At 55.0% G+C, this 24,976-nt stretch carries 23 protein-coding genes; 19 read left to right on the top strand and 4 right to left on the bottom strand.

Annotated elements, in window-relative coordinates:
* Nucleotides 1-8: 8 nt before the first annotated feature.
* The 3 genes from ED901_RS18370 to ED901_RS18360 all read left to right on the top strand — a co-directional run bounded on the left by ED901_RS18370 (nt 9) and on the right by ED901_RS18360 (nt 1,491).
* Complete coding sequence (locus tag ED901_RS18370; protein WP_056779886.1) at nt 9-587, top strand: TerD family protein; 579 nt, start codon at nt 9-11, stop codon at nt 585-587.
* A gap of 80 nt (nt 588-667) precedes the next feature.
* Nucleotides 668-1,243: a TerD family protein gene (locus ED901_RS18365; RefSeq protein ID WP_056779888.1), complete on the top strand. Its 576-nt coding sequence runs from the start codon at nt 668-670 to the stop codon at nt 1,241-1,243.
* A gap of 77 nt (nt 1,244-1,320) precedes the next feature.
* Nucleotides 1,321-1,491, top strand: a complete 171-nt coding sequence (locus ED901_RS18360) for a DUF1778 domain-containing protein (protein ID WP_122096803.1) — start codon at nt 1,321-1,323, stop codon at nt 1,489-1,491.
* A gap of 112 nt (nt 1,492-1,603) precedes the next feature.
* Here ED901_RS18360 and ED901_RS18355 read toward each other — a convergent pair whose 3' ends face one another.
* The 4 genes from ED901_RS18355 to ED901_RS18340 form a co-directional block, all read right to left on the bottom strand.
* A complete protein-coding gene (locus tag ED901_RS18355; RefSeq protein ID WP_122096802.1) occupies nt 1,604-2,275 on the bottom strand; it encodes an oligogalacturonate-specific porin KdgM family protein in 672 nt (223 codons plus the stop codon).
* Between the two features lie 352 nt (nt 2,276-2,627).
* Entirely contained in the window at nt 2,628-3,299 is a 672-nt protein-coding gene (locus ED901_RS18350) for an HAD family hydrolase (RefSeq protein ID WP_056779902.1), read from the bottom strand.
* Between the two features lie 190 nt (nt 3,300-3,489).
* Nucleotides 3,490-5,964: a membrane-bound PQQ-dependent dehydrogenase, glucose/quinate/shikimate family gene (locus ED901_RS18345; RefSeq protein ID WP_122096801.1), complete on the bottom strand. Its 2,475-nt coding sequence runs from the start codon at nt 5,962-5,964 to the stop codon at nt 3,490-3,492.
* A 379-nt stretch (nt 5,965-6,343) separates the two neighbouring features.
* A complete protein-coding gene (locus tag ED901_RS18340) occupies nt 6,344-7,231 on the bottom strand; it encodes a LysR family transcriptional regulator (protein ID WP_056779909.1) in 888 nt (295 codons plus the stop codon).
* 141 nt (nt 7,232-7,372) lie between these two features.
* Here ED901_RS18340 and ED901_RS18335 point away from each other — a divergent pair, with 141 nt between their 5' ends.
* The 16 genes from ED901_RS18335 to ED901_RS18260 all read left to right on the top strand — a co-directional run bounded on the left by ED901_RS18335 (nt 7,373) and on the right by ED901_RS18260 (nt 24,970).
* Nucleotides 7,373-8,938 carry an ABC transporter substrate-binding protein gene (locus tag ED901_RS18335; protein WP_122096800.1) on the top strand — a complete coding sequence of 522 codons (1,566 nt, stop codon included), beginning with the start codon at nt 7,373-7,375 and terminating at the stop codon, nt 8,936-8,938.
* 80 nt (nt 8,939-9,018) lie between these two features.
* Nucleotides 9,019-9,903, top strand: a complete 885-nt coding sequence (locus ED901_RS18330; protein ID WP_056779914.1) for a dihydrodipicolinate synthase family protein — start codon at nt 9,019-9,021, stop codon at nt 9,901-9,903.
* The gene (locus ED901_RS18325) at nt 9,900-10,850 is read left to right on the top strand and encodes a nucleoside hydrolase (RefSeq protein WP_122096799.1); all 951 of its coding nucleotides are present in this window, start codon (nt 9,900-9,902) and stop codon (nt 10,848-10,850) included. The genes ED901_RS18330 and ED901_RS18325 overlap by 4 nt, the downstream gene beginning before the upstream one ends.
* Nucleotides 10,851-10,854: 4 nt before the next feature.
* The gene (locus tag ED901_RS18320) at nt 10,855-11,817 is read left to right on the top strand and encodes a nucleoside hydrolase (RefSeq protein ID WP_122096798.1); all 963 of its coding nucleotides are present in this window, start codon (nt 10,855-10,857) and stop codon (nt 11,815-11,817) included.
* The gene (locus ED901_RS18315) at nt 11,814-12,788 is read left to right on the top strand and encodes an ABC transporter permease (protein ID WP_056779924.1); all 975 of its coding nucleotides are present in this window, start codon (nt 11,814-11,816) and stop codon (nt 12,786-12,788) included. The genes ED901_RS18320 and ED901_RS18315 overlap by 4 nt, the downstream gene beginning before the upstream one ends.
* Nucleotides 12,788-13,705: an ABC transporter permease gene (locus ED901_RS18310; protein WP_122096797.1), complete on the top strand. Its 918-nt coding sequence runs from the start codon at nt 12,788-12,790 to the stop codon at nt 13,703-13,705. The genes ED901_RS18315 and ED901_RS18310 overlap by 1 nt, the downstream gene beginning before the upstream one ends.
* Before the next feature lie 2 nt (nt 13,706-13,707).
* Nucleotides 13,708-15,510 carry an ABC transporter ATP-binding protein gene (locus tag ED901_RS18305; RefSeq protein ID WP_122096950.1) on the top strand — a complete coding sequence of 601 codons (1,803 nt, stop codon included), beginning with the start codon at nt 13,708-13,710 and terminating at the stop codon, nt 15,508-15,510.
* Between the two features lie 277 nt (nt 15,511-15,787).
* A complete protein-coding gene (locus ED901_RS18300) occupies nt 15,788-16,999 on the top strand; it encodes an MFS transporter (RefSeq protein ID WP_122096796.1) in 1,212 nt (403 codons plus the stop codon).
* A gap of 181 nt (nt 17,000-17,180) precedes the next feature.
* Nucleotides 17,181-17,429: a hypothetical protein gene (locus ED901_RS18295; protein WP_056779932.1), complete on the top strand. Its 249-nt coding sequence runs from the start codon at nt 17,181-17,183 to the stop codon at nt 17,427-17,429.
* Between the two features lie 356 nt (nt 17,430-17,785).
* Entirely contained in the window at nt 17,786-18,217 is a 432-nt protein-coding gene (locus ED901_RS18290; protein ID WP_122096795.1) for an OsmC family protein, read from the top strand.
* A gap of 198 nt (nt 18,218-18,415) precedes the next feature.
* The gene (locus tag ED901_RS18285; protein WP_122096794.1) at nt 18,416-19,321 is read left to right on the top strand and encodes a LysR substrate-binding domain-containing protein; all 906 of its coding nucleotides are present in this window, start codon (nt 18,416-18,418) and stop codon (nt 19,319-19,321) included.
* Between the two features lie 149 nt (nt 19,322-19,470).
* A complete protein-coding gene (locus ED901_RS18280) occupies nt 19,471-20,934 on the top strand; it encodes a gamma-aminobutyraldehyde dehydrogenase (protein ID WP_056779940.1) in 1,464 nt (487 codons plus the stop codon).
* Nucleotides 20,935-20,970: 36 nt separating this feature from the next.
* Nucleotides 20,971-22,146 (top strand): putative ABC transporter substrate-binding protein YdcS, encoded by a 1,176-nt coding sequence (gene ydcS, locus ED901_RS18275; protein WP_122096793.1) that lies wholly within the window; start codon nt 20,971-20,973, stop codon nt 22,144-22,146.
* Nucleotides 22,147-22,203: 57 nt separating this feature from the next.
* Complete coding sequence (locus ED901_RS18270; protein WP_122096792.1) at nt 22,204-23,226, top strand: ABC transporter ATP-binding protein; 1,023 nt, start codon at nt 22,204-22,206, stop codon at nt 23,224-23,226.
* A 15-nt stretch (nt 23,227-23,241) separates the two neighbouring features.
* On the top strand, nt 23,242-24,174 hold the full coding sequence (locus ED901_RS18265; RefSeq protein ID WP_371414326.1) for an ABC transporter permease: 933 nt from the start codon (nt 23,242-23,244) through the stop codon (nt 24,172-24,174).
* Complete coding sequence (locus tag ED901_RS18260; protein WP_056779951.1) at nt 24,164-24,970, top strand: ABC transporter permease; 807 nt, start codon at nt 24,164-24,166, stop codon at nt 24,968-24,970. Before ED901_RS18265 ends, ED901_RS18260 begins: the two co-directional genes overlap by 11 nt.
* Nucleotides 24,971-24,976 lie beyond the last annotated feature (6 nt).

Below are 24,976 nucleotides of genomic sequence, written 5' to 3'. Positions count from 1 at the left end.
ATATAATTATGGGCGTTTCTCTCTCTAAAGGCGGCAATGTTTCTTTAAGCAAAGAAGCACCGACAATGAAAAATGTGCTGATCGGTTTGGGTTGGGATGCCCGCTCAACCGACGGCCAGGATTTCGACCTTGATGCCTCAGCGTTCCTGCTGACCAGCGCCGGCAAAGTGCGCGGCGATACCGACTTCATTTTCTACAACAACCTGAAATCCACCGACGGTTCTGTGCTGCATACCGGCGACAACCGTACTGGTGAAGGCGATGGCGATGATGAAGCCCTGAAAATCAAACTGGATCAGATCCCGGCTGACGTTGATAAAATCGTCTTTGTGGTGACCATCCATGACGCTACTACGCGTCGTCAAAGCTTCGGTCAGGTGTCTGGCGCATTCATTCGTTTAGTGAATGACGACAACCAACAGGAAGTCGCGCGTTACGACCTGACAGAAGATGCGTCAACCGAAACGGCCATGCTGTTCGGGGAACTGTATCGCCATAACACCGAGTGGAAATTCCGCGCGGTGGGTCAGGGTTATGCAGGCGGCCTGAGCTCTGTCTGCGCACAGTACGGCATCAACGCATCGTAATTTCACACGATTTTTTGAAACCCGGCAGGCGACATACTGTTGCCTGCTGTAATGAACATGACTTATTACAGGAGTTTTAAATGGCAGTTTCTCTGATTAAAGGCGGCAACGTATCCTTAACTAAAGAAGCCCCAACCATGAATGTGGCTATGGTCGGCCTCGGCTGGGATGCACGCGTAACTGATGGCGCTGAGTTTGACCTCGACGCTTCTGTGTTCATGGTCGGTGATGACGGTAAAGTTATTTCCGATGCGAGCTTCATCTTCTTCAACAACAAAACCAGCACCTGTGGTTCCGTGACTCACATGGGCGACAACCGTACTGGCGAAGGCGAAGGCGATGACGAGCAGGTTAAAATAGACCTGTCTAAAATCCCGGCCGAAGTGAAAAAGCTGGTATTTGCCGTGACTATTTATGACGCAGAAGCGCGTAAACAGAACTTCGGTATGGTCAGCAACAGCTTCATGCGCGTATTCAACAACGATAACGGCACTGAAATCGCCCGTTTCGACCTGTCTGAAGATGCGTCCACCGAAACGGCAATGGTGTTCGGCGAACTTTACCGTCACAACGTTGAGTGGAAATTTAAAGCCGTCGGTCAGGGCTTCGCAGGCGGCCTGTCTGCACTGGCCTCTCAGCATGGCGTGAACATCTAAATCACGCATAATTCTGACAGCCCCGTTGGTTTCCATCGGGGCTTTTTTTTATTCATCTCACTTACAAGGAGGTCAGTATGTCCAGGCTTAAAACTGCTACGGCAGACGCTCGACACGTAGAAAATTTAATGGCTACTCAGAACCGCATAGTGTTGAGTGGGTCCAGCTGGCAGTTACTCACCGAACTTCTCGCTGAAAAAGCAGAACCCACAGATGAATTAAAAGCATTTATGCGCAGAAAGAAATAAACCATACCCAGATAATAAAGCTCGCTTCAGCGGGTTTTATGTAAGCATCGGAGTGCTGTTTATGTCATTCTTTAATAAAATATAAAACCTCGATGAGTCATTTATAAAAAATTTAAAACGTATAACCCAACCCTACACGAAAGCGGGTTTGTCTTTCATCACTGTTACTTCGAACTGAAACATTCCCGACTTCAACAAATGGGGACCATGCGCCAATAATATAAGCGGTTCTGAAATTGTATTCATAATTGTATTTGCTGTTATTATAGAGGTCGTACTTATCGGCTTTTTTATAAATACCCTCCAGCGTCCAGTCAAAGTTATTCCATTTATATCCCGCCCAGACATCCATACGATTTACCGTATCGTCTTCACGGGAGTCGGATGAGCGTCGCGTATACTCGAAACGATATCGGGCACCCAGCCACCATGATTCATTAATCGTCCAGGTTGAGCGTAAATAGGGTTTATAGGTGGAATAGCCGCTGCCTGTTTCCAGTACAAAACCGGGCTGCCAGGCGACAGGGCCACTGCTGAACTGGTAATTCACCGTATATTCGTTGCCCTGTACTTCGAGATCGTTAAACGCTTTGTTCGTGTCATCTCCTCCGGATTTTGAAATGGCTTCAACTGCAAATCCAAAGCCATTACTAAACCGGTTGGAGATATAAACACGATCATAGTTGGCTTTACTGTCATCAAGGTATTCATGACGGACATCCATGTAGACTGCATGTGCATTGGTGACAGCCAGAGAGAATGAAAGCAAAAGGTATTTTTTCATGTTAAACCCATTTTTAATAATAATTAACTAAGAGGGGTGCTTAAGGCTGAACACGAAGTTATGCTTAATGAAAAGCTGTTTCAATATTTTAAATTGGTTTTTTAATAAAATTGAATATTCATCACAAGTATTCAAATTGGCGGGATTTTTGGATTACTTTCAGGCGGTGATAAATATATCGGAAGTGTGAAATAAAAAGGGGTGTTCTTGATTTGGCTGCCACTTGATGAAATTTTTTGTCATTATCATCAAGGCAATGAAACAGGAATGACAAGCGGGAAAACAGACTGGCCGGAAATGAAAATATCAACGAGAAGGCGGCAGAGCTGGCACACCTTCCCGTTAACTCAACTTACTTACTGCGCAGTTGTTTAATCCGCGCAATGGGCGGATTGCGTTTCGCCCATGAACCGTGGAAATGTCGCCAGTAAGGTTCCTGCGCGGCAGCCAGCATTTCATAGTCGCCGCGCGTGTCGCCCCAGGCGCGCAGATGGTATGAGGAAAGCGGGCCGTACTCCGCTTCAAGTCGCTCGACCTTCTGGCCGCAGCGGCAGTTGTGGCCGCTGATGCGTCCCGTCAGTACGCCGTCTTTCACTTCTAAATTCGTGCCGATCAGGCGAATGCCCAGACGCTCTGCGAAAGGTTTAAGCACCATCGCCGGTGAAGCCGAGCAAATCGTCACGATGGCACCGGAATTTACCTGAGTAGCTACCGCAATCAGACCGGAAGGGCGCATCAGACGCTTCCAGTAACGCTCACAAAATTCCTCTGCCTTCTCTTCGACCCATTTAGCCTCGACGCCGGTCATAAATGTGTGGATCAGCACTTCCTTCAGTTCATCGCGTGTCAGCCTGCGGCCCATGCATTTCAGGGTAGGTAACACCAGGCGTACCAGGCGACGGGCGAAAACGCGTTTACCAAAGGCAAAGCGCAGGAAGGGCACGAAACTGTCGTGCTTTGTCAGCGTGCCGTCAAAATCAAACACAGACAGGGAATCGCCAACATTAATTACATCGCTAACCATTGTTCAATTGCTCCTTCGGTTGTGCCCGCCGGGATCAGGGGGACAACATCAATCATCTCTGGCATTAGTGTAATCGGTTTAGGCCTGTTGATCATTGTTGTCTGCTGCTTTGTTAAGTCGCAGACGAAAAAAAGCCCGCCGGTTTACATCGGCGGGCGGGGTCTTTTTAGTGCTGACCTGAACTTAAAATTTACTTCGCATCAGGCAATGCATAGGCAATCACGTAGTCGCCACGTTCGGCGGACTGACGTGCGCCACCGGCACTGATGATGATGTATTGTTTACCGGTTTTCGGTGAAACATAGCTCATCGGGCCAGACTGGCTGCCGACCGGCAGACGAGATTTCCAGATCTCTTTACCGTTCGCGGTATCGAACGCACGCAGATAGAAATCCTGCGTACCGGCGAAGAACAGCAGGCCGGATTGCGTTGACAGGCTGGCGCCCAGCGTTGGCATACCCACTTCCATTGGCATGCGCATTTTGATGCCCAGCGGGCCGGTGTCTTTCACCGTACCGACCGGCACCTGCCAGACGATTTTACCGGTTTTCAGGTTAACCGCCGACATGGTACCAAACGGAGGTTTCTGGCAAGGAATGCCCAGCGGAGACAGGAAACGCTCACGCACCGCGCCGAACGGCGTACCGTCCATCGGCACCATACCCATCTCAATCCCGCTTGCGCCGGTTGGCACTTTGGCACGCGGAACCATGTAGTTCGCCAGACCCAGACGCATATCATTCACAAACATGATGGCGTTGTTCGGATCAACCGACACGCTGCCCCAGTTCATGCCGCCCAGAGAGCCTGGGAATTGCAGGGAACGATCGAGGCCCGGAGGCGTGTACACACCCTCGTGACGCATGCCTTTAAATTCGATGCGGCACAGCAACTGGTCCATCGGCGTGGCGCCCCACATATCAGACTCTTTCAGCGTCTGGTTGCCGATGTTTGGCATCCCGACAGAGAAAGGCTGTGTTTTGGAGTAGCGTTCGCCAGGGACGTTGCCCTGCGGTACTTCGCGGTTTTCGACTTTCGCGACCGGCTCACCGGTTTCGCGGTTCAGCATAAAGATCATGCCTTGTTTGGAGGTCTGCACCAGAACTGGGGTGCTGCCACCTTTGTCGTCCGGCAAGTCATACAGCAACGGCTGAGACGGCAGGTCAAAGTCCCACAGATCATGATGTGTGGTCTGGAAGGTCCAGCGAACTTTACCGGTAGCAACGTCAACCGCGACCACTGAAGAACTGTATTTGTCGTCAAGCGCGGTACGTGTGCCGCCAAAGAAGTCTGGCGTGGCGTTACCGGTTGGCATGTAAATCAGACCCAGTTTAGGATCGTATGACATGGCCGACCAGACGTTCGGTGTGCCACGGGTGTAAGTCTGACCTTCCGGTGGCAGTTTGGTGATGTTCGGATTACCCGGATCCCATGCCCATGCCAGTGCGCCGGTATGAACATCGAATGCACGCACGACGCCCGGAGGCTCGCCGGTGGAGAAGTTATCCGCCACGCGACCACCGACCACCACCACGTTCCCCGCAACCAGCGGAGTTGAGGTTTGCTGGTAGTAACCCGGTTTGACTTCACCCATACCAACTTTCAAATCCACCACGCCGTTGTCACCGAAATCAGCACAAGGCTTGCCGGTGTCAGCGTTGATGGCGATCAGACGCGCATCGATGGTTGGCAGGAACAGACGACGTTCGCAGGTGCCGCTGACCGTACCGCCGGTTGCAGCCGGTGAGTGAGGCGCAGAGCTGGCAGAGGGAGTGGCTTCGGCAGCCGTTGAGGTGCTGGCTGTCGCCGTTGACTCCGCGACGGGTTGTGCCGCAGGTGCCGCCGGTGCAGAAGCATTCTCGTAATAACCCAGACCACGACAACGCTGCCAGTTAGGCGCGGTGGAGTTGGAATCGTAAGACCACAGTTTTTTACCGTCGTCGACGTTCAGGGCAATCACTTTGCTGTAGGCAGTACAGACAAACAGTTTGTCGCCGATCTGTAACGGAGTGTTCTGATCTTCCGCGCCGGAGCCATTGCTCTGCGGAATATCGCCGGTGTGGGCAATCCACGCGACCTGAAGCTTGTCTACGTTGGTCTTGTTGATCTGATCCAATGCAGCGAAACGGTCACCGGCAGTCGTGTTACCCCAGCTTTCCCAGTTTTTCTGTTCAGCACCCGGAGCCACCGGTTTTACCGGTGCCTGGTCGTTTTCGGCGCTGATGATTGGCGTCGGTACGAAGGTGTTGGCGAAAGCGGCAATCAGCGCAACGGCTACCACACCTGCCAGCGAGAAGCTTGGCCCTTTACGCACCACCAGCCCCGCGCGTGCTTTCAGCAGCGGGTAGGCCAGTGCCACCAGGAAGGCCAGAACGCCGAAGGTGAACAGACGGGAGAACAGCGGCCAGAACGTGAAGCCCGCGTCCCAGACTGCCCAGATAACAGAAAGCACAAAGGCCACGGCATAAAGCCACGCACCTGAAGGCTTACCTTTGAAAATCAAAACGGCGGAAACGATGAGCGCCAGACCCATCAGCAGGAAGTAAACGCTTCCTCCCAATGTGGCCAGATACGCGCCACCGATGCCGAGTGTCAGGCCGATGACCAGCATCAGCGCACTCAGCAGCCAGAGGAGCCAGGTCCACTTGCTATTTGTTGTTGGCATGATTTATCTCACTGCATGGTTTTAGAAAACTGTTGATGAAAAGCGGGTAACACGTGGTGAGCACCCGTTATTAAATGAACCAAATAGAACAATTTCGCGCAAATAGTAATACTTCCCATCCGGGTTGTGAATGTGTAACGAAGAGTTTGAAATTAGGTAAATTATTATAGAAGAGATTATTATTTACGCAGGGAAATTTTACGCGTTGATTTTAAAGAATAAAATAAAGTGTGTTATTCATTATTTGAATGTTTATTGAGATTAATATACATTTTTCATCTAACCGATCGCACCAAGTGTCCAATCATTTAGGGTCATAAAACTGAAATAGACTATTTTGAACTCGCTGGTACGAAACGGGCGAACCTGATGGGGCGTTTTACAAATAGCCTTCGATTAACGTCTTCATTTCTTTGGTGATCTGTTCTATCAGACGGCTTTTCGGAATTTGCGGCGGGAACACGGCCAGGTAGGCGATGCTGATGTCCGGAGTGAAAGGTTTGATCACCAGATTGCACCTGTGGCTGCGGGCTGTGATGAAATCAACCACGCCGACACCCAGATTATTCCCCGCCATGATGCAGCAATTGTTCAGCGACGTTTCGATAGGATTGTTCATATATAAATCCTGACGGCTCATCACCTGATCCAGCTGTTCCCGCAGCGGCGTTTTACGGCCCGGAATAATGGGGCGGTACAGCGTCAGATCCTTCGCGGTCACCACATCCTGTTTTGCCAGCGGATGGCGCGGCGACATCACGGCGACGGCATTCGCCCGCGCCAGCATCTCTGCTTCCAGCCCTTTGACATCGGGTTTGCCAAAAACAAAGCCGACGTCGTACTGATTGCTGGTGACCACATCCATAATGTGCGTGGTGCTTTCGATATCCAGAAACAGGGAGATATCGTCAATGGTTTCAATGAGCGGCGGCAAAATATGCTCGACGCACAGCGCAGACAACGCCGCCACCGTGCCGATACGCAGAACGCTGCCTTTGGAATGGCGGATTTCATCGGCAATGCGTGAAATATGTTCAAGGCCGAGATACAAACGCTCCACTTCACGGTACAGCTTAATGGCGTCGTCGCGCGGGATCAGCCCGCGTCCGTCGCGATCGAAAAGCTTCAAATCCACCGCATATTCGAAATCACGTATCAGCCTGCTGACCGCCGGCTGGGTAATGTTCATCATGTTTGCTGCTGCCGTAATGCTGCCGGTGAGGATCACTTTGTGAAAAGCTTCTACCTGTCTGGGATTAATTTTCATAATATGTCCTCATGATCCATAACATTTGTTTATGGATGTAACACAAAATACAATTTTCAATTCAGATGTCCACCCCCTAGACTCCGGTTTACGATCTGACACACATTGCCTGAAAATCTAAAATAATTAAGGGTTAAATGAATGAAGAAGTCCGTTCTGGCAGGAGTGCTTTCCTCAGCACTGGCCACGCCTTTTGTATTACACGCCTCTTTTGTACAGGCTGCCGATCTTAAAATCGGTCTTGCCGCTTCAACGACGTCAATGGATCCGCAGTTTTACGTGGGGGGTGCGAACAGCGCCATGGCGCGTAACATTTTCGACGGTCTGGTCAATCAGGACGAAAAACAACATATTACGCCTGCGCTGGCGGTCTCGTGGAAAGTCATTAACGACACCACCTGGGAATTTGCCCTGCGTCCCGGTGTGAAATTCCACGACGGCAGCGATTTCACCGCGAAAGACGTGATCGCCAGCATCAAACGTGTGCCGCTGGCTTCGAAAAACAGCCCGAGCGCCTACACGCCTTACGTCAATGACATCGCTGACGTCGTTGAAGTGAACCCGCTAACGGTGAGAATTATCACCAAAGCGCCAACGCCTCTGTTACTCAACAATTTAAGCCGTGTGGCTATTTTACCGGCACGGCTTGAAAACGTTCCGTCACAAACCCTTAACGAAGGGAAAGAGGTGATCGGCACCGGACCTTTCAAATTTGTCAGCTGGACGCCGGATGACAACGTGGTGCTGGCGCGTAACGACCAGTATTGGGGCGGAAAAGCGCAGTGGGACAACGTGACCCTGCGTGTGTTTAAAAACCCCAGCGCACGCGTTGCGGCGATCCGTTCCGGCGACGTCGATGTGATTGAAAGTGTCCCGACGGCAGATGGCAGCAACCTGGCGAAACAGGCCGGTCTGCACATGGAATCCGTCGCGGGTAACCGTATTCTCTATTTACACCCGGATCAGGATCGTGACGATTCGCCGTTCGCCAAAGGCCCTGATGGCAGCAATCCGCTGAGAAAGCGTGAAGTGCGTGAGGCGATGTCGCTGGCGATAAACCGTCAGGCGATCGTGGACAGGATCATGGACGGCCAGGGTGTTCCGGCTTCACAGCTGGTGCCAAAAGGTTACTTCGGCTACACGCCGTCGATTGGCGCACCGGAATACGATCCGGCCAAAGCCAAACAGTTGCTGGCGCAGGCCGGTTATCCGAACGGTTTTACGCTGACCTTCCATGCCTCGAACGACCGTTATCCTAACGATTCGAAAATTGCTCAGGCCCTCGGCCAGATGTTCACCCGCGTTGGCATTAAAACTGACGTGGTGACCATGCCCGGCAGCGTCTATTTCTCACGCGCATCAAAACGCGATTTCAGCCTGATCATGGGCGGCGCGGCGATTGAAACCGGTGAAGCCTCCGGTGTGCTGGGACCGTTGCTGGAAACCTTCGGGCCGAATGGCGGGCAGGGCAATCGCGGGCGTTATTCGAACCCTGAATTTGATAAAACGCTGGCGCAGGCGCGTTCGACCCTCGACGACGCCAAACGTGAAACACTGTTACAACACGCCACAGAGACAGCGATGAAGGATCAGGGCACCATCCCGCTGCTGTTCCTCTCCTACACCTGGGCGATGAAAACACCTTATACCTACGTGGGCCGTTCCGACGGCTACACGTTGCCGTACTTTGTGCACGAGAAACAGTAAGTAAGCGCAAAGCACATACCGAACCCACGCGGGAATAGAGCGCCATCACCAGGGTTGTTCTAAGAAAAGAGAGAGAAGCTATGACTTCTTTTAGCGGTGTATTTCCCTATCTGGTTTCCCCCGTTACTGACGGTGGCCAGATAGACAAACCGGTGTTAACCGCACTGGTTGAACACCTGATTGCCAGTGGCGTGCAGGGTCTGACGCCGCTGGGCAGTACAGGTGAATTCGCCTATCTCAGTGCAGAACAGCGCACCGCAGTGGTCGAAACGGTTGTCCACGCCGCTCGAGGCCGCGTTCCGGTGATTGCCGGTGTCGCAGCCACCACCATTCAGGACGCCATAGCGCAAACCGCTCGTTATGTCGCTCTGGGTGTCGACGGTATTCTGGCTATTCTTGAAGCCTATTTCCCGGTGCCCGATCAGGGCGTCGAGGACTATTTCCGTGCCATCGCGGCTGCCGCAGGTCAACTGCCGGTCGTGCTGTACACCAATCCACAGTTTCAGCGCGCCGACCTCAGCCTGCCGGTCATTGAGCGCCTGAGTCACGTGGAGAATATCAACTATATTAAAGATGCCTCGACCAATACTGGCCGGTTGCTGTCGATCATCGAACGCACGCAGGGGCGGATGCAGGTGTTTGCTGCGTCGGCACACATCCCGGTGTGCGTGATGATGATTGGTGGCGTCGGCTGGATGGCCGGTCCGGCCTGCATCGTGCCCAAGCAGAGCCTGGCGCTGTACGAAGCGGCAAAGCAGGGCGACTGGGCGCAGGCCATGGCGTTACAGCGCCCTTTGTGGCGCATCAATGAAATTTTCGCCAAATACTCCATCGCCGGATGCATCAAAGCGGCGTTGCAGTTGCAGGGATTTGCCGTGGGCGATCCGCTGCCGCCACAGGTTCCGCTCGATGCCGCTGCGCGTCAGGAAATCGCTGAAGTTTTACGTTCCGTAGGTGCCCTGTGAAAACGCTGCCTGTCATTATTGATTGCGATCCTGGTATCGACGACGCCATTGCGCTGCTCAGCGCGTTTGTTGCGCCACAACTGAATATTCTCGGCATCTGCACCGTGTGCGGTAATCAGCCTTTAGCCAATACATTGCGTAATGCGCTGCAAATCACCGAACTCGGTCAGCGTACCGACATCCCGGTGTTTGCCGGTTGCCATGAGCCGATGTTCCGCGAGCCGATCCACGGCCAGTTCCATGGCGAAAACGGTCTGGGCAACACCGCGTTTCCCGCGCCGCAAAAAACGCCCGAAAAACTGCACGCCGTTAACTTCCTGATAAACCGTTGCCAGCAGGCGATCGACGATAATCAGCCGCTGACGCTGTGCGTGCTGGGGCCGTTGACCAATCTGGCAACGGCGCTGCGCATGAAACCCGACATTGCTGCCGGTATTGGCCGGGTGGTGCTGATGGGCGGCGCGTACCGTGAAGCCGGTAACCGCACCATGACGTCTGAATTCAACATGCTGGCCGATCCCCATGCCGCGCACATCGTGTTTTCCAGCGATCTTCGCATCACGGTGCTGCCGCTCGATGCCACCCATCAGGTGATCCTTACGCCGGAACATGTGGCGAAATTTATCAAAATCTCAGGGCGGATTTCCGCGCCGCTGGGTGAGCTGATGGCGTTCTGGGATCGCAATGACGTGCGCCGTTACGGCTCGCGTGGCGGGCCACTGCACGATCCGCTGGTGATCGCTTACGTGCTGGCGCCGGAGTTGTTTGGTACCGAGAAAGCGCGGGTGTTTGTTGAGTACGACAGCGAACTTTGTCTGGGGCAAACCGTGGCCGACTGGTACGGCAAATCCGGACAGACTGCCAATGTCGATATCGTCACGCGTGTGGACACTGCAAAAGTCTTCACCCTGTTTTATGAACTGTTATCACGCTATGCCGGGAACTGATCTTATGAGCCAGCGCATCATTATTGATACCGATCCCGGCGTGGATGACGCCATTGCACTGTGGCTGGCACTGGCGTCACCGGAGCTTGATGTGCTGGGCATCACCGTGGTGGCGGGCAACGTGGCGCTGAAAGACACCGTGCGCAACGCCTGTAAAATCGTCGCGCTGTCGGGTAAAACCGACACGCCGGTCTTTGCCGGTGCGCCCGGTCCGCTGGTGCGCGAGCAGGTTTACGGTAAATACGCGCATATCGGTGCCTTCAGCGACGAGCTGGTGCCGGACAGCGAACTGCAACCGCAGAAAGAACACGCGGTGGATTTTCTGGTGCGCACCCTCACACAGGCGGCGCAGGACAACGACCCGGTCACGGTATGCGCCATCGGGCCGATGACCAATCTGGCGCTGGCGCTGGGAATGCATCCGGACGTGGCGCGTGGCATCAGGCACATCGTCACCATGAGTTGTGCCTTTACGGCATTGGGGCACCGCGTGCCCTGGGCCGAATTCAATGTGTACGCCGATCCCCACGCGGCGGAAAAAGTGTTTAACAGCGGCGTTCCGCTGGTGATCATGCCGCTGGACATGACCTTTCAGGCGCTGATCGGTGCGGATGACATCGAGGCAATTCGTCAGGACGGCGGCCTGCCAGGAGCCTCTGTCGCGGCGCTGCTGGGCGCCTTTGATCGCAGCGATCTCAGCCGTTTTGGTCGCGAAGGCGGCCCGGTGCATGATGCGACCACCATCGCCTGGCTGCTGCAACCGGGGCTATTCTCCGGCCAGAATGCCCGCGTCGGCGTGGCGGTGTCCGGCAAGACCGCCGGCTACACCTACGCCGATTTCTGGCACAAACTGGCGACGCCGCCGAACGCAATGGTGATGCAGAACGTCGATGAATACGGCTTCTTCAGCCTGCTGCGGCGCGTCTTTTCCCGCTACGGCGCGCAGCAAGACGACGCGCGCGCATGAGCCGCTACCTGCTGGGACGTTTCGGACAAACGCTGCTGACGCTGTTCGTGATGTCGCTGCTGGTATTTGGTGGCGTGTATCTGGTGGGCAATCCGGTGGATCTGTTGCTCAGCACCAGTGCGACGCCGGCCGAACGCCTTGACGTGATCCAGTCTTTCGGCCTGGATAAACCGGTGTGGGAACAATACGGCCTGTTCGTGATGAACGCCCTGCACGGCGATATGGGCAACTCCTTTATTTACAACCAGCCCGCGTTACACCTGATTTTCCAGCGCATGCCCGCCACGCTTGAACTGGCGCTGGTGGCCTTCGTGCTGGCGCTGGTGATCGGCATTCCGCTTGGCGTCTATGCCGGTTTACGCCCCGAGGGCTGGCTGTCGAAAACCATCATGACCGTCTCCATTTTTGGCTTCAGCCTGCCGACATTTTGGATCGGGCTGATGATGATCATGCTGTTCAGTGTCAAACTCGGCGTGCTGCCTGCCTCCGGGCGTGGCGAAACGGTGGACGTTTTCGGCGTCCCCGTCAGTCTTTTCACCGCCGACGGACTGGCGCATCTGATCCTTCCGGCCTTCAATCTGGCGCTGTTTAAAATCTCGCTGATTATCCGGCTGACCCGCGCCGGTGTGCTCGAATGCCTGCAACAAGATTTCATCCGGTTTGCCCGCGCCAAAGGGTTATCTGAAAGCCGCATCGTGTTGGTTCACGTTCTGAAAAATACCCTGATCCCGCTGATTACCGTGATCGGCCTTGAGCTCGGTTCGCTTATCGCCTTTGCGGTCGTCACCGAAACTATTTACGCCTGGCCGGGCATGGGCAAGCTGATCATTGATTCCATCGCCGTGCTGGATCGCCCGGTGATCCTGGCGTATCTGATGATTACCGTGGTGATGTTCAGCCTGATCAATCTGCTGGTCGACGTGCTGTATGTGCTGGTCGATCCGCGCGTGCGGCTGGGAGGAGAGGCGTGATGCCACCGGATTCCGTTCACTCCCGCACTGCCGCCGCGCAGACACCGCACACGGCGTTTTACAACACGCTCACCGCGCTGCTGCGTAACAAATTCTCGCTGTGCGGCCTGATTTTTCTGGGCATCGCGGTGCTGCTCTCTGTGCTGGCCCCCTGGATTTCCCCGCAAAATCCGTACGATTTATCGCAGCTCGACATCATGGATGGCCGCCTTAAGCCGGGTTCGGCCAGCCTGAGTGGCCTGGTTTACTGGCTGGGCACCGACGATCAGGGCCGTGATTTATTCAGCGCCATTCTTTACGGCATGCGCACCAGCCTGCTGGTGGGCGTATGCAGCGCGGTGATTGCGCTGACCATTGGCGCAATCCTCGGCATGACCAGCGCCTGGGCGGGCGGCAAAACAGACGCGCTGATCATGCGTATCGTGGATATCCAGCTGAGTTTTCCGCCGATCCTGATCGCGCTTATCCTGCTGGCCGTGCTGGGGCAGGGCGTCGACAAAATCATCCTGGCGTTGGTGGTCACGCAATGGGCGTACTACGCCCGCACGGTGCGCGGTTCGGCGCTGCTTGAACGCCGCCGCAGCTACGTGGACGCCGCGCGCAGCATGGCGTTGTCAACGCCGCGCATTCTTCTGCGCCACATTTTCCCCAACTGTCTGCCGCCGCTGATTGTGGTCGCCACTATGCGTATCGCCTACGCCATCATGCTCGAGGCCACGCTGTCGTTTCTCGGCATCGGGCTGCCGGTGACCGAACCGTCGCTGGGGTTACTGATCGCCAACGGTTTTGACTACCTGATGTCCGGCGACTACTGGATAAGCGTCTTTCCCGGCGTCACATTGCTGGTGCTGATTGTCGCTATCAACTTAGTCGGTGACGCGCTGCGTGACATCCTCAACCCCAGGAATAAGGATTGATGATGCGCGATCCGGTGTTACAGGTCGAAAAGCTCAATACCGCCTTTTCTGTGCAGGGCGAATGGCTGAATGTGGTGCGTGACCTGTCGTTTACGCTTGGCGCAAAAGAAACGCTGGCGCTGGTGGGCGAATCCGGCTCCGGTAAAAGCGTCACCGCAATGTCGATCATGCAACTGCTGGACCCGAGGCACACCGGCTATTCGGGCAGCGTCCTGTTCGACGGCCAGGATTTACTGACCCTGAACCCGCGGCAGATGCAGAGCATTCGCGGCAACCGCATCGGTATGATCTTTCAGGAGCCGATGACCAGCCTGAATCCGGTGCTCAAAATTGGTGTGCAAATCACCGAAGTGCTGAAACGCCACCGTGGGATGGACGACGCCACCGCCCGCGCCGAGGCGGTTCGCCTGCTGGAAAAAGTCCGCATTCCCGCCGCCGCGTCGCGGCTGAATGAATATCCGCTGAGTTTCTCCGGCGGTATGCGCCAGCGTGTGGTGATCGCCATTGCGCTGGCGTGTAATCCACGTTTACTGATTGCGGACGAACCGACCACTGCGCTGGATGTCACCATTCAGGCGCAGATCCTGGCGCTCATCAAATCTTTGCAGGAAGAAGAGGGGATGTCGGTGCTGTTCATCACCCACGATATGGGCGTGGTGGCCGAAGTGGCCGACCGCACGCTGGTGATGCACCGGGGCGAATCCGTTGAGCAGGCGACCACGCGGGAGATTTTTCACCGTCCGCGCCATGCCTACACCCAGGCGCTGCTGGCAGCGGTGCCGCGTCTCGGCGCGATGACCGGCATTGCCCTGCCGCAGCGTTTTCCGCTGCGCGACCTGCATACCGGCGAACCGCAGCCGGTGGCAGATTCCGTCTATACGCTGCGTGCCGGCCAGCCGGTGCTCAACGTCAAAAACCTCGTGACGCGCTTTGATGTGAAATCCGGTTTTTTGCGCCGGGTTTCCTCGCGCGTTCATGCGGTAGAAGATCTCTCTTTCAGCCTGCAACCGGGTGAAACGCTGTCGCTGGTGGGGGAATCCGGCTGCGGCAAATCCACCACCGGGCGCACGATTTTACGACTCACCGAAGCGACGTCCGGGGAGGTGCTGATCTCCGGGCAGGATATCCGCCGCGCCGATCGCAGCCAGCTTGCGGATATCCGCACTCAGGCGCAGATGATTTTTCAGGATCCTTACGAAAGCCTGAATCCGCGAATGCGTATTGGGCAGGCCATTGCCGAACCGATGGTCAGCCTTGGGCTGCACGATAATGCCGGTGCGAAAATCCGCGTGGCGCAGTTGCTGGAGCAGGTCGGTTTGCAGAGCAGCATGGCGACGCGATTCCCGCATCAGTTTTCCGGCGGTCAGCGTCAGCGGATCTGCATCGCCCGCGCGCTGGCGCTGGAACCTAAACTCATTATTGCTGACGAGGCCGTTTCTGCGCTGGACGTTTCCGTCAAAGCGCAGGTGATCAATCTGATGCTTGATCTCCAGCAGCAGCTCGGGCTGGCGTATCTGTTTATTTCCCACGATATGGCGGTGGTAGAACGCATCAGCCACCGTGTCGCCGTGATGTATCTGGGCGAAATTGTGGAAATCGGATCCCGCGCCGATATTTTCGACAATCCGCAACATCCTTACACCCGCAAATTGCTGGCCGCCGTGCCGGTTCCTGATCCCACGGTTCACCGCAAACGCACTGTGATCCCGGATGAACTCGCCAGCCCGTTGCGCCCGGCCACCTATCAGCCGCCTGCCCGCCATTATCGCGAAGTCAGCAACGGCCATTTCGTCCAAATTTCCTGATTTTCGCGTCCGTCTTTTCGCTCAACGCTTTAATGCACCCACTTAGTTACAACATACTTATATGTGGAAGGATTTCCTGATCGGGGGATCTGTATGTGCCCTGCAAATGTGCCAGCGCCGATCCCTCTGTAAGCCGCATCGCAGGCGGGGACTGGCTTAGTCTATTTCGCTATGGGTTATAACTTTTCGATCCTGAGCAAAAATCTTGACCGCGTGATGGTGATCACGTTTTATGGCAGCCGAACACCCGTTAATTCACCTGCTAAGGATAATAATAATGACTGAGTGCGCATCGCTGGACACCCGGCCACAGACTTCTGCTTTCCGCCGATGGCTGGCGGTATTTTCTCTCGCCTGCGGCACATTCGTGCTGGTTAACACTGAATTTCTGCCGATCGGCCTGCTTTCGCCGATCGCCCGATCGCTGGGCGTGACCGAAGGCCATGCCGGGCTGGCGGTAATGTTGCCGGGACTGGTTGCGGCGATTTCTGCTCCGCTGATTATGCTGTTTGCCAAACGTATGGATCGCCGCAGGCTCCTGCTTCTGCTGTCTGCCACGGTGATCCTCGCCAACGGCATTGCGGTGATGGCGGACTCGTTTAACGTTTTGCTGATCGGACGCATTATTCTCGGCGTCGGTGTCGGGGGATTCTGGTCTTTTGCCATCCCCTCCGGGCGGCGTCTGGTGCCGGAAGAGCAGGGTGCGCGGGCGATTTCGCTGATCACCGCTGGCGTGGCGGTCGGTACGGTGGCCGGAGTGCCCGCCGGCGCCTTTATCGGCGATCTGTTCGGCTGGAGAATGGCGTTCACCCTTAATGCGGTCATGGCGCTGGTGATTTTTGTCCTGCAATGGATAGCGCTGCCGTCCCTTCCGGCGCAGCAGTCGATTGGTCTGCGCGCCATGCTGGGCGTGACCAAAGTGCCGGGTATCCGCTACGCGCTGATTATCGGCGTCTTTATGGCGGGCGGGCATTTCGCGGCCTATACCTATCTTGAACCCTGGCTGCGTTTTGATTTGCACCTCTCCGCCAGCAGTATTTCTCTCTTGCTGATGGGATACGGTATTGCGGGGCTTATCGGCACGCTGGCGTCGGAATTCACCGTGCGGGAATTCGGTGTGAAGCGGGCGTTTATGCTCAACATGTTGTTACTCAGCCTGTCGGTGCTGGTGCTGTCAACATTTCATGTTCCGCTGGCGCTGGCCAGTGCGCTGGTGATCCTCTGGGGCCTGGCGTTCGGCGCATTGCCGGTATGTCTGAATATCTGGACGTATCAGGCATCGCCCGCGCTGTTTGAAACCGGTTCAGCACTGCTGGTTTGTGTGTTCCAGACATCGCTGGCGCTGGGGGCATTGTTTGGCGGCGTACTGGCGGATAACGCCGGTGTCAGCAGCGCATTTCTGCTCGGTGGAGTGCTGACCTTGCTGGCGGCGATCACCATTTATCTGTCACGTCCGCAGCCGGTAAACGTGCAGGGTGGGAAGAGTTAATCGCGTCAGTCATCAGGAAATCTCTCCACATAAGCACTTTCCCCTTATTCCCCACGCCCTCTGCGGTGGGGAAATTTGATATAAAATAGACAATTGGCAATTTTAATGATTTATTATTCGCCACAATTGCAGTCGCCTGCTACTTTTTTATAATCGGAGTGAAAGGACAGGAGGATGTTAAATGAAAGTGCTGAAAAACGAGACGGACTATATTACATGGATGTTCGACAACTACTTTCAGCTGTCAAAGGCAACGGTATCCCCGTTAATGAGTGATGGTGAGATTAAAGAGGTACTGACCGAATTGCACCCAGAGTCTTTCCCGTGTATTGGGTATTTAACTTTTTCTTCAACAGGTTGTAATTGCGAGGTAAATTATATTTCCCGTGACATGGTTTCCGAGTGGGCTGTGGAACTGGACATACATTAATCTGGCGAATGTTATAATTTTGCACTAATGTTAAAAGGGCCTGGATAGATCCACCGGCCCTTTTTTCTATTTGTTCTCCCCTGTCACGAAGGCGAATTCTTCATCTGTTTTCATACACAGACCTGCCACCACAAACATAAAGTCGAATAAGAATATTCTTTAAATAAACCCTTTGTTCCCAATCTGGGTCTATTTCGGATCATGAATCCTGTGATCATATGATCTCAGGATTGTATTTAAATAAGATTTTTTGTTACTGAGTAATAAACCATCAGTGCCTGAGAAGGGCGGCATCGTTGCGGGATGAGCATCAGCGTCTATACTTAAGGTGAATGTTAAAAAAACCGGAGGAATACATGACCATTCATAAGAAAGGACAGGCGCATTGGGAAGGCGACATCAAACACGGAAAAGGTTATATCTCTTCTGAAAGCGGTGCTCTGAAAGACCAGCCTTACGGATTCAACACCCGCTTCGAGGGTAAACCGGGGACTAACCCGGAAGAATTGCTCGGCGCGGCACATTCCGCCTGTTTCTCAATGGCGCTGTCATTGATGCTCGGCGAAGCAGGGCATGTCCCTGAAAGCATTGATACCGTGGCAGATGTTTCTCTTGATAAAGTCGATGGCGGTTTCGCCATCACTAAGATCGCGCTCGACAGCACGGTCAAACTGCCCGGCATTGATAAAGACAAATTCGACGAAATTATCAAAGCGGCGAAAGCCGGTTGCCCGGTTTCCAAAGTGCTTAACGCGGAAATCACCCTGACGTACAAGCTGGAAAATTGATCGTCAAATTCTGATTCTTTTTCTCAGAACAATGAGCCATGCAAATTTTGCATGGCTTTTGTGTTTCTGATCCCAAATCTGTCATCCTTCTGTCCTGCCATTTGACAAAAAATCCCTGCCTGCCTTAACTCAATCATTCCCTTAAACCGAATGGTGCCCGATGCTGTTCGGTTTTTTAATGAGATGTTGAGGCGCCCCATGCTGACGTTACGCCAGATCCGCCATTTTATTGCCGTTGCTGAAACCGGTTCGATTTCCGCTGCGGCGCAGGCCTCCTTTGTGTCTCAGTCATCGCTGACGCAGGCCATTCAGCAGCTTGAGGTGGAAACCGAAGCGCGGCTGTTCGACCGCCATGCGAAAGGCATGACGTTGACCCATCAGGGGCACCAGTTTTTACGCCAGTCTTATCTGATCCTCGCCACTGTCGATAACGCCAAACGCAGCCTGCAAATGGGGACAGAAAGCGTCACCGGTCAGATCACGCTTGGTGTGACCAGCCTGGTGGCCGGTTATTTTCTGGTGGATTTGCTCAAGCAATTCAATGCCTATTACCCGAATGTTGAGGTCAAAGTGGTGGAGGATGAGCGTCAGTACATCGAACATCTGCTGGTGAGCGGTGAAATCGATATCGGCGTGCTGATCCTCTCCAATCTTGAAGATCGCGATGCGCTGCAAACCGAAGTGCTGACCCATTCCTCCTACCGCCTGTGGCTGCCGCCGCTGCATCCGTTGCTGGAGCGCGAAAGTATTTCGCTGGCGGATATCGCGAATGAACCGCTGATCCAGCTCAACGTCGATGAAATGGAGAAACATGCGCAGCGGCTGTGGGCACGGGCGGGGCTGAAACCCAATATTGCGATGAAAACCGCCTCCACCGAGGCGGTACGCAGCCTGGTTGCGGCCGGTCTGGGCGTTTCGGTTCAGCCGGACATGGCCTACCGCGCCTGGTCGCTGGAAGGCAATATGATCGAAGCCAGCAAACTGGAGGATTCCATCGAACCGCTGGATATCGGGCTGGCGTGGCGGCGCGGCAGCGCGAGGCCGGAGCTGGTTACGCCGTTCCTGACCATTGCACGTGAAAACAGCGCCAAGCGCAGACACTGACAAGGAGCATTCGGTTTAACCGAACGCAGACTTCAATAATTGCTATTTGTTGCCCTCAGAGAAATTACCTACTGTGAATTAGCAGGTTTGTTACTAACTAATAACATTTTTGTTAATTAAGGATGATTCTCTGAACTGAGGGCAGTGCAATGTCGGATGCAGAATTTGTTGCCAGTTTTTCTGAAAAGCATGTGATCAATGGCGACCTTCTGCACGGTGAAGGCGCGACGCAAAACATTTTCAATCCTGCGACCGGTGAAGTGATTGCCGAGGTCGCCGAAACCTCTCTGGCACAAGTCGCTCTGGCGGTGAATGCCGCCAATGCCGCTTTCAGCCGCTGGTCACGTACCACGCCAGCCGAACGGGCCTCCGTGCTTTTACGTATCGCCGACGCCATCGAAAAACAGGCGCATTCGCTGGCACAGCTCGAAGCCATCAACTGCGGTAAACCGCTGCATCAGGCGCTGAAAGACGATTTGCCTGCCGCTGTCGATGTCTTTCGCTTCTTTGCCGGGGCAGTGCGTTGCCAGCAGGGGCAACTTTCAGGCGAATATCTGCCCGGCCACACCTCAATGGTGCGCCGCGACCCGCTGGGCGTGGTGGCCTCGATTGCCCCCTGGAATTACCCGCTGATGATGTCGGCGTGGAAAATTGCTCCCGCGCTGGCGGCGGGCAACACCGTGGTGTTTAAACCCTCTGAACATACTCCGCTGACCATTTTGGCCTTGCTGCCCGCGTTGCAGGAGATCCTGCCGCCGGGTGTGCTGAACGTCATTACCGGCAGCGGTGAAGGGGTCGGTAATGCGCTGGTCAGTCATCCGCATGTCCGTCTGATTTCCCTGACCGGCGACATCGTCACCGGGCAGCGCATTTTGCAGGCGGCGGTGAAAACGGTGAAACGCACCCATCTTGAGCTGGGCGGCAAAGCGCCGGTGATCGTTTGCAACGATGCCGACATTGATGACGTGGTGCAGGCGGTCAGCTGCTGGGGATATTACAACGCGGGGCAGGATTGTACTTCCGCCTGCCGCGTGTATGCACAGGCCGGGATCTACGAACGGCTGGTGGAAAAGCTGGGCGAGGCGGTATCGCAACTCTCTTTCGCCAGAAAGAATGACAGCGAAAACTTTATGGGGCCGCTTATCAGCGCACGCCAGCGGGATCGCGTGTCGAGCTTTGTCGAACGGGCGCTGAGTCAGCCGCATATCGAGCGTATCACTGGCGCGGCGTCCCATTCCGGCCCCGGCTTCTATTACCAGCCCACGCTGCTGGCGGGATGTCTGCAAAGTGATGAAATCGTCCAGCGCGAAGTGTTCGGCCCGGTGGTCAGCGTCACCCGCTTCGACACCGTTCAGCAGGTTGTGGACTGGGCGAATGAATCAGAATACGGGCTGGCGTCCTCGGTCTGGACGCAAAATATCGATCTGGCGATGCAAATTTCCTCCCATCTGCAATATGGCACCACCTGGATTAACACGCACTTTTCTTTAGTCAGCGAAATGCCCCACGGCGGTTTAAAACGCTCCGGGTATGGCAACGATCTCTCGAGTTATTCGTTACAGGATTACAGCGTAGTCAGGCACATCATGGCGAAGTTCAAACCACAATTCTAATAACAGACAAATACGACGACAGGACAGGGGTATCCAATGAAAACACTTATTTTCAATAAAGAACCATCTGGCAATAAAAAGTTATCTGCGGTTTGTTTAGGTCTGCTGAGTTTTCTTAATACGGCGGTGGCCGCAGACTTACCGACAGCGGTAGGAAAAGGCGAAGGACAATTAAATATCGTCGCCTGGCCGGGATATATTGAACGCGGCGAAAGTGACAAGAATTACGACTGGGTTACGCAGTTTGAAAAACAAACCAGCTGTAAGGTCAATGTCAAAACCGCGGCGACGTCAGATGAAATGGTCAGCCTGATGGCGAAGGGGGGCTATGATCTGGTCACCGCCTCGGGAGATGCTTCACTGCGGCTGATTTACGGTAAACGCGTTCAGCCGATCAACCCGGCGCTGATTGCCAACTGGAAGAATCTCGACCCGCGCCTGCTGAAAGGCGAATGGTTTAACGTTGCCGGAAAAGTCTATGGCACGCCTTACCAGTGGGGGCCGAACCTGCTGATGTACAACACCAAAACCTTCCCTACTGCGCCTGACAGCTGGTCAGTGATTTTCGTGCCGCAAAATTTGCCTGACGGCAAACCCAATCAGGGACGCGTGCAGGCGTACGACGGCCCGATCGCCATTGCGGATGCCGCGCTTTACCTGAAAAGCGCCCAGCCTGATCTGAAAATCGACGATCCGTATCAGCTTAACGAAACCCAGTACCAGGCCGTGCTGAAATTGCTGCGCGGTCAGCATCCGCTGATCCACCGCTACTGGCACGATGCATCGGTACAGATGAGTGATTTCAAAAACGAAGGTGTGGTCGCCAGCAGCTCGTGGCCGTATCAGGCCAATGCGCTGAAAGGCGAAAAACAACCGATCGCCACCGTCTTCCCGAAAGAGGGCGTCACCGGCTGGGCGGATACCACCATGCTGGCTGCCGACGCCGAACACCCGAACTGTGCCTATCAGTGGATGAACTGGTCGCTGGAGCCGAAAGTGCAGGGCGACGTTGCGGCATGGTTTGGTTCCGTGCCAAGCGTACCGGCCGGGTGTAAAGCCAGCCCGTTATTAGGGGCGGAAGGTTGCGAAACAAACGGCTTTAATAAATTCACCGCGATTTCATTCTGGAAAACACCTCAGTCCGAAGGCGGTAAATACGTGCCGTACAGCAAGTGGACTCAGGACTATATCGCCATCATGGGCGGCCGGTAATCCGCTGTCAGAGGTTGCGTTTAGCCCTTTATTAAAAACCGAATCCGGGAGTCCGTTATGGCCGCCGTACAATTTATTAATGCTTCCCGATTATATGGGGAAACCAAAGCCGTCGATAATGTCTCGATTGACATTCAGGACGGTGAATTCTTTTCCATGCTCGGGCCTTCCGGCTCGGGCAAAACCACCTGCCTGCGTCTGATTGCCGGCTTTGAAACCCTGACCTCCGGCTCGGTGCGCATTCACGGCAAAGAAGCCTCGCAGCTCGCCCCCTATGAGCGGGACGTCAACACCGTGTTTCAGGATTACGCGCTGTTCCCGCACATGACCGTGCTGGAAAATGTCGCGTATGGCCTGATGGTGAAAGGCGTGGGGAAAAAGGAACGTCAAATCCGCGCGATGGAATCGCTGGAGCGGGTGGCGCTTGGCTTTACCGCGGCGCGCAAACCGGCGTTTTTGTCCGGCGGACAGCGTCAGCGCGTGGCGCTGGCCAGGGCGCTGGTGAATCAGCCCAGTGTCCTGCTGCTGGATGAACCCCTCGGCGCGCTGGATTTAAAATTACGAGAGCAGATGCAGGGTGAGCTGAAAAAGCTGCAACGCGAACTGGGCATCACCTTTATTTTTGTCACCCACGACCAGAGCGAAGCGTTGTCGATGTCTGACCGCGTGGCAGTGTTCAACAATGGCCGTATCGAACAGGTTGATACGCCGCGTGAGCTGTACCTTAATCCGCGTACCGCATTCGTTGCGCAGTTTGTCGGTACGGCGAACGTCCTGACCGCCGATCTCTCCTTCAAAATCACCGGTGTCTCCGGCAGCCGTTCTATTCGTCCGGAACACATCCGCCTTGCGCCGCAGCCGCTGGCAGACAGCCAGGCGGTGCAGGTTAACGCCATCCTCAAAGACATCCATTTTCAGGGCGCGGCGACACGCTACGAACTGGCACTGGAAGGCGGCGAGCGTCTGTTTGTCAGTGAGCCCAACAACCTGGCGGCCAGTGCGCAACACAACTTCCGGCAAGGTCAGCCGGTGGTGGCGTGTTGGGACAGAGATGCCATGGTCACGCTGCTTGAGGGCTAAAAGATGGATATCAGTATGACTCCTTATGAAAAGCGTGTGGGGCGTGGCCGCGCACTGGTGACTTACCTGCATCACAGGCCGGGATTTTATCTGGCGCTGCTGCTGGTGCCGCCGCTGCTGTGGTTTGGCGCGATCTATCTAGGTTCGCTGTTCGCGCTGTTGTGGCAGGGTTTCTATACCTTTGACGATTTCACCATGACCGTCTCCTCGACGCTGACGACGGCCAATATCCGCGCCCTGTTTGATCCGGTGAATGCCGACATTATTGTCCGCACGGTGACAATGGCGTTGCTGGTGTCTTTCTTCAGCGCGGTGCTGGCGTTTCCGATTGCCTATTACATGGCGCGTTATATCACCGGCAAAAAGAAAGCCTTCTTTTACATCGCCATCATGATGCCGATGTGGGCCAGTTACATCGTCAAAGCCTATGCGTGGACCCTGCTGCTCTCCAAAGGCGGCGTGCTGCAATGGTTCCTCGAACGCCTCGGGCTGCAACCGCTGCTGACGGCCATGCTGAGCCTGCCGGGCATTGGCGGCAATACGCTGTCAACCTCAGGCATCGGGCGCTTCTGGGTGTTCGTCTATATCTGGCTGCCGTTTATGATCCTGCCGATTCAGGCTGCGCTCGAACGTCTGCCGCCGTCGCTGATTCATGCTTCAGAAGATTTAGGTGCAAAACCCTGGCAGACGCTGCGTTACGTGATCTTCCCGCTGGCCGTACCGGGTATCGCCGCCGGTTCGATCTTCACGTTCTCGCTGACGCTGGGCGATTACATCATCCCGCAACTGGTGGGCCCGCCGGGGTATTACATCGGCAATATGGTCTACTCGCAGCAGGGCTCGATCGGCAATATGCCCATGGCCGCCGCGTTCACGCTGGTGCCTATCGTGCTGATTGCGTTGTATTTATCGATGGTCAAACGACTGGGAGCTTTCGATGCACTCTAAACGCGCACCCTGGTTACTCAAACTCTCCGCGTGGGGCGGACTGGTGTTCCTGCACTTCCCGCTGCTGATCATCGCGGTGTATGCCTTCAACACTGAAGATGCGGCGTTCAGCTTTCCGCCGAAAGGCTTCACGCTGCACTGGTTTGCCGTCGCGGCAGGGCGTCACGACATTCTCGACGCCATCTGGCTTTCGGTGCAAATCGCCTGTTGCGCCACGCTGATTGCCATGGTACTCGGCACGCTGGCCGCCGCGGCGCTGTACCGGCGTGAATTTTATGGCAAAAACAGCATAACCCTGTTGTTTATGTTGCCGATTGCCCTGCCGGGGATCATCACCGGTCTGGCGCTGCTCAACGCTTTTCACGCGGCACACATCGAGCCGGGCATGCTGACGATTGTCATCGGCCATGCGACGTTTTGCATGGTGATTGTTTATAACAACGTGATCGCCCGTTTTCGCCGTATCACGCACAGCCTGATCGAAGCCTCGATGGACTTAGGCGCAGACGGCTGGCAAACCTTCCGTTACATCATTTTGCCAAACCTCAGCACCGCGCTGCTGGCGGGCGGCATGCTGGCGTTCGCGCTCTCTTTCGACGAAATCATTGTCACCACGTTTACCGCCGGTCATGAACGTACGTTGCCCATCTGGCTGCTTAACCAGCTGGGCAGGCCGCGCGAAGTGCCGGTGACCAACGTGGTGGCGCTGTGCCTGATGGTGCTCACCATGATCCCGATTCTGGGCGCGTGGTATCTCACAAGAAACGGGTCAGATGTGGCCGGTGACGGCAAATAATAAGGA

The organism is Rahnella sp. Larv3_ips, from assembly GCF_003697865.1.
In the GTDB taxonomy this organism is placed as follows: Bacteria; Pseudomonadota; Gammaproteobacteria; order Enterobacterales; family Enterobacteriaceae; genus Rahnella; species Rahnella rivi.
The sequence above is the reverse complement of the archived record's forward strand: the minus strand, read 5'-3'. Positions and strand labels throughout refer to the sequence as shown.